General features: G+C 64.4%; 7 protein-coding genes and 1 pseudogene. 4 read left to right on the top strand and 4 right to left on the bottom strand.

The features are described 5' to 3' along the window. Positions 1 to 208 precede the first annotated feature (208 nt). Positions 209 to 970: a bifunctional demethylmenaquinone methyltransferase/2-methoxy-6-polyprenyl-1,4-benzoquinol methylase UbiE gene (ubiE, locus tag A7D16_RS12055; RefSeq protein WP_003482754.1), complete on the bottom strand. Its 762-nt coding sequence runs from the start codon at positions 968 to 970 to the stop codon at positions 209 to 211. Positions 971 to 1,058: 88 nt separating this feature from the next. On the opposite strand from ubiE, the gene A7D16_RS12060 reads away from it, so the two are divergent. The 4 genes from A7D16_RS12060 (at position 1,059) to A7D16_RS12075 (ending at position 4,905) form a co-directional block, all read left to right on the top strand. Continuing rightward, positions 1,059 to 2,708, top strand: a complete 1,650-nt coding sequence (locus A7D16_RS12060; protein ID WP_064633036.1) for an MFS transporter — start codon at positions 1,059 to 1,061, stop codon at positions 2,706 to 2,708. Next, a complete protein-coding gene (locus A7D16_RS12065) occupies positions 2,705 to 3,790 on the top strand; it encodes an HlyD family secretion protein (protein WP_064633038.1) in 1,086 nt (361 codons plus the stop codon). The genes A7D16_RS12060 and A7D16_RS12065 overlap by 4 nt, the downstream gene beginning before the upstream one ends. Positions 3,791 to 3,952: 162 nt before the next feature. Further along, positions 3,953 to 4,453, top strand: coding sequence for a GNAT family N-acetyltransferase (locus A7D16_RS12070; protein ID WP_064633040.1), 501 nt, complete (start codon positions 3,953 to 3,955; stop codon positions 4,451 to 4,453). Next, positions 4,450 to 4,905 carry a nucleoside deaminase gene (locus tag A7D16_RS12075; RefSeq protein ID WP_003482760.1) on the top strand — a complete coding sequence of 152 codons (456 nt, stop codon included), beginning with the start codon at positions 4,450 to 4,452 and terminating at the stop codon, positions 4,903 to 4,905. The genes A7D16_RS12070 and A7D16_RS12075 overlap by 4 nt, the downstream gene beginning before the upstream one ends. A gap of 200 nt (positions 4,906 to 5,105) precedes the next feature. Here A7D16_RS12075 and hslU read toward each other — a convergent pair whose 3' ends face one another. The 3 genes and pseudogenes from hslU to A7D16_RS22525 form a co-directional block, all read right to left on the bottom strand. Then, positions 5,106 to 6,473: an ATP-dependent protease ATPase subunit HslU gene (gene hslU / locus A7D16_RS12080; protein WP_064633042.1), complete on the bottom strand. Its 1,368-nt coding sequence runs from the start codon at positions 6,471 to 6,473 to the stop codon at positions 5,106 to 5,108. 109 nt (positions 6,474 to 6,582) lie between these two features. Then, complete coding sequence (gene hslV, locus A7D16_RS12085; protein WP_047697213.1) at positions 6,583 to 7,134, bottom strand: ATP-dependent protease subunit HslV; 552 nt, start codon at positions 7,132 to 7,134, stop codon at positions 6,583 to 6,585. Between the two features lie 199 nt (positions 7,135 to 7,333). After that, positions 7,334 to 7,481: pseudogene (locus A7D16_RS22525) on the bottom strand (IS110 family transposase); the annotation flags it as partial.

Genomic DNA, 7,481 nt, shown 5'->3' on the forward strand with positions numbered 1-7,481 from the left:
GCACGTCTCCAGCGAAAGATGGCCTAGTGTCGCCGACCATTCGTGGAGCCAACGCGACGAGAGTCTCAAAAGTTTGTCGGCAGACGCAGGTGCGCAGGTGGCGATGGCGATGGCGCGGCAAGCGAACACAAGCGCAATGTGTGTGCGGAGATCTCCGGCGCGCTGCACGCCGGCGCAGACGCGCAAATCACCCCGCGCCGGATCAATCTCAGATCTTGTAGCCGGAATGGATCGCCACGATGCCGCCGGTGAGGTTCTTGAAGTGGCAACGCGCAAACCCGGCCTCGCCCATCATGCCCTTGAGCGATTCCTGCGGCGGATGCTTGCGGATGCTTTCGGCCAGGTACTGGTAGCTGTCGGCATCGCGCGCGAACAACTGGCCCAGCCTGGGCAGGATCTTGAACGAGTGGAAGTCGTAGATCGGCTTGAACCAATCGGCGGTGACTTCGGAAAATTCAAGCACGCGCGCCTGTCCGCCCACCTTCAGCACGCGGTACATCTCGCGCAGCGCGGCGTCCTTGTCGGTGACGTTGCGCAGGCCGAAGGAGATGGTCACCAGGTCGAAGCTCTGGTCCGGGAACGGCAGTGCTTCAGCGTTGCATTGCACATAGTCGAACCCGGACACCAAGCCGCGGTTGGTGAGCCGGTCGCGGCCCACCGACAGCATGCCGGCGTTGATGTCGCCCAGCACCACCGCGCCCTCGTTGCCGACGCGCTCCTTGAGCAGCACGGCGATGTCGCCGGTGCCGCCGGCCAGGTCCAGCACGCGGTCGCCCGGCTTCACCTGCGCGGTCGCCACGAAGTAGCGTTTCCATGCGCGGTGCACGCCCAGACTCATCAGATCGTTCATCAGGTCGTAGTTGCGCGCGACCGAGGTGAACACTTCGCCGACCAGCTTCTGCTTGTCCTTGGCAGCGACATCGCGAAAGCCGAAATGGGTGGTACCGGAGGTATAGGGGGATTCGCTCATGGGCGGATTATCGCACTGCTGACACCACCGTGACCGCAACCGGACCACAATCGCGATCTCAACTGCAACTGGCCCCTGCGAGCATTCAGTGCGCGACAAGTACGTCCAGCGCGACTGGCAACCCCACGAGAAACCCACCCTGCCGGGGTCGGCCTCCACGCCGCTGCACCCCACCCGGCGGCGCATCCAGTACGGGCTGGTGGGCGTGGTGGTGGCGCTCACCGGTGGGCTGAGCAACGCGCTGGTCACCGCCAACCTGACCTATCTGCAAGGCACCCTGGGCGCCTCCACCACCGCAATGGCCTGGCTGCCGGCCGCCTACGTGATGACCAACATGTCGGCCAACCTGTTGCTGGTGAAGTTTCGCCAGCAGTTCGGGTTGCGCCGGTTCACCGAAATTTTTCTGGCGCTGTACGCGCTCATTGCCTTTGCGCACCTGTTCGTGCACAGCCTGAGCTCGGCGATCACCGTGCGTGCTGCGCATGGGCTGGTGGGCGCGGCGCTCAGTTCGCTGGGCCTGTATTACGTGATCCAGGCATTCCCGAACAAATACCGGCTCAAGGCGGTGGTTTTGGGCCTGGGCATGACCCAGCTGGCGTTGCCGCTGGCGCGGGTGTTTTCCACCGACCTGCTGGAATTTGGCGAGTGGCAGGGCCTGTACCTGTTCGAGTGCGGGCTGGCGGTATTCGCGCTGGCCTGCGTGCTGGCGCTCAAGCTGCCGCCAAGCGACCGCTATCGCGTGTTCGAGCCATTGGATTTCCTCACCTTCAGCCTGTTTGCCGCCGGCGCGGCCGGCCTGGCTGCGGTGCTCTCGCTCGGACGCTTGTTGTGGTGGACCAGCACGCCATGGCTGGGCGTGGTGCTGGCGGCCTCCATCGTGCTGCTGTGCACGGCCGCATGGATCGAGCACAACCGCCGCAACCCGATGATCAACACGCGCTGGCTGGCCAGCGGCGACATGCTGCGGCTGGGCCTGGCGATCCTGTTGATCCGGCTGGTGCTGTCCGAGCAGAGCACCGGCGCGATCGGCTTCTTCCAGACCCTGGGCCTGGCCAACACGCAGCTGCAGACCTTGTTCGCGCTGATGCTGATGGGCGCGGTGGTGGGCGTGGCCGCCAGCGCGTGGCTGATCAACCCGGCACGGGTGGCCGAACATCTGATCATCGCCGTGGCGGCCATCTGCACCGGTTGCTTCATGGACGCCGACGCCACCAGCCTCACCCGGCCGGAGCAGATGTACCTCAGCCAGTTCCTGCTCGCCTTCGGCAGCACGTTTTTCATTGGCCCGGCGATGGTGGCCGGGCTTGGCCGGGTGATTGCGCAGCCCGGCAACCTGATCAGTTTCATCGTGCTGTTCGGCATGGCACAGAACATGGGCGGCCTGCTCGGCAGCGCCCTGCTCGGCACGGTGCAGGTAGTGCGCGAGAAATACCATTCCAGCCAGTTGGTCGAGCATCTGGTACTGACCGACCCGCAGGTGGCCGCACGCGTGCAGGCCTATGCCAGCGTGTACGGCCGCAGCATCGGCGACCCGGCGCTACGTCAGGCCCAAGGCATACGCACGCTGGGCGGCATCGCCACGCGCGAAGCCAACGTCCTGGCCTATAACGACGTGTTCCTGTTGATCGGTTGCATCGCCATCGCCACCGGCGTGTGGATCCTGTCCGTGCTGGTGTGGCGCCGCTATCTGCGCCCACCGGTGTCGCCCCCTGCTCCTGCCCCCACTGCGCGCCCATGAATACACCAGCAGAGTCTTCCCCGCTTGCCGACCGCCAACGTCGTCGCCGTCGCATCGCCGGTGTGGTCGGCTTCGGCGGGCTCGCACTGATCGGCGTATTGCTGGTGCTGTATGCATGGCGGCTGCCGCCGTTCGTCAGTGCGATCGAACGCACCGAAAATGCGTTGGTGCATGGGCAGATCACGGTGATTGCCCCGCAGGTGAGCGGCTATGTCACCGAAGTGCCGGTGCAGGATTTTGCACACGTCACGCGCGGCCAGTTGCTGGCACGCATCGACGACCGCATCTACGCCCAGCAATTCGAACAGGCCAAGGCGCAGGTGCAGACTGCGCAGGCCAATCTTGCCAACTGGGACCAGCAACGGCATAGCGCCGAGGCAACGATCGCCGAGCAGCGTGCGGCGCTGAGCAGCAACCAGGCCCAGCGCGACCGCACCCGTTCGGCCTATGCACGCACGCAACAGCTGGCCAGCCAGCAACTCGTATCCGAGCAGGATCGCGACACCGCCTTCGCCGCACGCGCGCAGGCCGATGCCGGCGTGGCACAGGCACGCGCCGCACTGCAGGCTGCCGAAGAAAACGCACGCAGCGTCACCGTCAACCGCGCCGCGCTGGAAGCGGCGGTGGCCAATGCGCAGGCCGCCGTGCAGCTGGCGCAGATCAACCTGGACAACACGCGCATCCTGGCCCCGCGCGACGGCCAGCTCGGCCAGCTTGGCGTGCGCCAGGGCGCCTATGTCACCAACGGCACGCAGCTGATGTCGCTGGTACCGGACACGCTGTGGGTCGTGGCCAATTTCAAGGAAACCCAGATGGCGGAGATTCGCGTGGGCCAGCGCGCCAGCTTCACCGTGGACGCGCTGGACAACGCGCGCCTGCACGGCCGCGTGCAGGAGATTTCGCCGGCCGCCGGTTCGGAATTCAGCGTGCTGCCGGCCGATAACGCCACCGGCAATTTCGTCAAGATTGCCCAGCGCATTCCACTGCGCATCAGCGTCGACCCGGACCAGCCGCTGGCACCGCGGTTGCGGCCAGGCATGTCGGTGGTGGTGGCGGTCGATACCGATAGCGCCGCCGACTGAGCGCTGTTGCCGCCATGCGGTCGGCGAATCATCAGGCAGACGTGGACGGTATCGAGAGCCCGGGTCTGGTTCCGGGCGATGCGTCCATGCGCCAATCGCGCTGACCTCGCAAGTGGCGCTCGTCTGCCTGCCGCTCGCAGACGATGCCGTTATCATGCGTCGATGCCCTCCCCACCGACGCTTCCTTTGCACTGGCAGCAGTTGCGCTTTGCGCAGCTGAGCACGACGCAGTTGTATGCGCTGCTGCGGCTGCGCACGGACGTGTTCGTGGTGGAGCAGCACTGCGCCTACCCGGAGCTGGATGGCAAGGATATCGATCCCGGTGTGCTGCACGTGCTGGGCAGCAGCGACACCGCCGAGCTGGCTGCCTACCTGCGCGTGCTGCCGCCGGGGCTGAGCTATCCCGAACCCAGCATCGGCCGCGTGGTCATCGCTGCCGCGTATCGCGGTACCGGACTGGCGCACACGCTGTTGCGCGAAGGTATCCGCATGCTGCACGCACACTGGCCCGCTAGCGCCATCCAACTCGGCGCGCAGGCGCATCTGCAATCGTTCTACGCAGCACATGGGTTTGCGCCCGCATCCGCGCCGTATCTGGAAGACGGTATCCCCCATCTCGACATGCTGCGCCCTGCCGGCGCGGCCCCTTTGGAGCTTGCATGATCACCACCCCCGACTACCGCGCCCTGCTCGACACCGCCATTGCCGAGGCCCGCCAAGGGCTGGCCGAAGGCGGCATCCCGATCGGTGCCGCGCTGTATCACAACGACGGGCGCCTGCTCGGCTGCGGCCACAACCGCCGCGTGCAGGAAAACGATCCGTCCGTGCATGGCGAAACCGATGCCTTCCGCAAGGCCGGCCGTCAGCGCCGTTACAAGGACACCATCATGGTCACCACGCTGGCGCCGTGCTGGTACTGCAGCGGACTGGTGCGTCAGTTCAATATCGGCACGGTGGTGGTGGGCGAATCGGTCACCTTCCAGGGCGGCATCGCCTGGTTGCGCGAGCATGGCGTCAACGTGATCGATCTGCAGAGCCAGGAATGCATCGATCTGCTGGGTGGCTATATTTCCGCCAATCCGGATGTGTGGAACGAGGATATCGGCGAGGATTGAGATCAGCGCTAATGCAGTTACGCAGCCGTACGCTGTGACAGGCAACGAGTAATACCACTTCGCGATTGGCGCTGCTGTTTAGCCTGAGTCACAGTGCAGATCTACCCCAAGGCAGTCTCGGCCACAGTGCATGCTGCAAACAAAACGACCCGCCAATGGCGGGTCGTTTTGATCCGTGCGCACGTTGCCGTGCAACGCCGTCAGAGGATATAGCGGCTCAGGTCCGGGTCCTGCACCAGCTCGCCCAACTGTGCGTCTACGTAGGCCGCGTCCACAGTGACGCTCTGCCCATCGCGGTCCGGCGCCTCGTAGCTCAACACGTCGAGCAGACGCTCCAGCACCGTGTGCAGGCGACGCGCGCCGATATTTTCCTGGCGTTCGTTCACCTGCGCTGCGATCTCGGCAAGACGATCCACCGCATCGGAGGCGAACGTCAGCGACACGCCCTCGGTCTGCAACAAGGCCTCGTACTGCTTGATCAACGCCGCCTTGGGCTCGGTGAGGATGCGCACGAAGTCGGCCTTGGTCAGCGCGGTCAATTCCACCCGGATTGGGAAGCGGCCCTGCAATTCGGGAATCAGATCGCTGGGCTTGGCCAGATGGAACGCGCCCGATGCAATGAACAGGATGTGGTCGGTCTTGACCGTGCCGTACTTGGTCGACACGTTGGAGCCTTCCACCAGCGGCAGCAAATCGCGCTGCACGCCTTCGCGGCTGACATCGCCACCGTTGGAGCCGGCTTCGCCGCGCTTTGCCACCTTGTCGATCTCATCGATGAACACGATGCCGTGCTGTTCGCAGGCCTCGATCGCCGCGGTGCGCACGTCGTCTTCGTTGACCAGCTTGCCGGCCTCTTCTTCGATCAACAGCGGGCGCGCGGCCTTGATGGTGAGCTTGCGTTTCTGCGACTTGCCGCCACCGATGTTGGCGAACATCTGCCGCAACTGCTGCCCCATTTCTTCCATGCCCGGCGGGGTCATGATGTCCATGCTGGCATTGACGGCCACTTCCAGTTCGATTTCGCGCTCGTCCAGCTCACCGTTGCGCAACATGCGGCGGAACTTGATGCGGGTTTCGTTGTCCTGCGACGACGGCTCGTTACGTGCCGCTTCCGGGTCGAAACCAATACCGGCAGCGCGGCGCGGCAGCAGCGCATCCAGGATGCGGTCTTCGGCGCGTTCTTCGGCCTGGTTGCGCACACGCACCTTGGCCTGCTCGCGATACAGCTTGACCGAGGTGTCGGCCAGATCGCGAATGATCTGCTCCACGTCCTTGCCGACATAGCCCACCTCGGTAAAGCGCGTGGCTTCGACCTTGACGAACGGCGCATTGGCCAGCGTTGCAAGCCGCCGCGCGATTTCGGTCTTGCCGACACCGGTGGGGCCGATCATCAGGATGTTCTTGGGCATCACTTCGTTGCGCAGTTCTTCGGGCAACTGCATGCGGCGCCAGCGGTTACGCAGCGCGATGGCAACCGCGCGCTTGGCGTCGTGCTGGCCAACGATATGACGGTCGAGCTCCTGCACGATTTCGCGCGGAGTCATGGTGGCGGTATCGATAGTAGGCATTGGGGAATCGAGAATTGGGGAAGGGGAATCGCAGGAGCAAAATCAAGAGCCTATGTCGTTGGAGTGGAGACGAAACCGCTGTAGCGATTCGCGCTTCCCCACTCCCGATTCAGAGCTCTTCAACCACCACATTGCGATTGGTGTAGATGCAGATATCGCCGGCGATATTGATTGCTTCAACGGCAATCGTCTTGGCATCCAGCTCGGTGTGCGCGAGCAGCGCGCGTGCAGCGGACAAGGCGTACGAGCCGCCGGAACCGATCGCGATGATGCCGTCTTCCGGCTCGATCACATCGCCGGTGCCGCTGATGATCAGCGAGGTTTCCTTGTCGGCCACCGCAAGCAATGCTTCGAGCTTGCCCAGGCGGCGCTCGGTGCGCCAATCCTTGGCCAGTTCCACTGCGGCGCGGGTCAATTGCCCGTGCTTGTCGAGCTTGGCTTCGAACAACTCGAACAAGGTAAACGCATCGGCGGCTGCACCGGCGAAACCGGCCAGCACCTGACCCTCGCGCCCGAGCCGGCGCACCTTGCGCGCATTGCCCTTCATGACCGTATGGCCAAGGGTGACCTGGCCATCGCCAGCGACGGCGACATGCCCACCACGTCGAACCGAAATGATGGTGGTGGCGTGAACGATATTGGGATTCTGGCTGGGGTCCATGGGTCCTCCGGGGGTTTCCAAAGAGGTGGGGACGCCCCTGCCGGGTTCAAGCGCGCTGCGGCGAAGCGATGTACAGACACGACGCTGAGAAGCGACGCGACGCGACGCATACGCTGCAGCGTCCCCGGACGCGCACAAAGCACTCGATCCGAAAGCAAGCCATCTAGCCCCTCTCCCATCGGGAGAGCAACTGTCTTGATCAACTGGCGGCGCTAGCCGCCAGTTGATCTCGCATCTTGGCGTTGAGGATGACCAATAATTTGCGCATCGCCGCCACGAGGGCGACCTTGCCCGCTTTGCCCTGCGTGCGTAGCCGCTGGTAAAACTCGCGCAGGGCCGGGTTGAAG

This window comes from Xanthomonas nasturtii, assembly GCF_001660815.1.
Taxonomy (GTDB): Bacteria; Pseudomonadota; Gammaproteobacteria; order Xanthomonadales; family Xanthomonadaceae; genus Xanthomonas; species Xanthomonas nasturtii.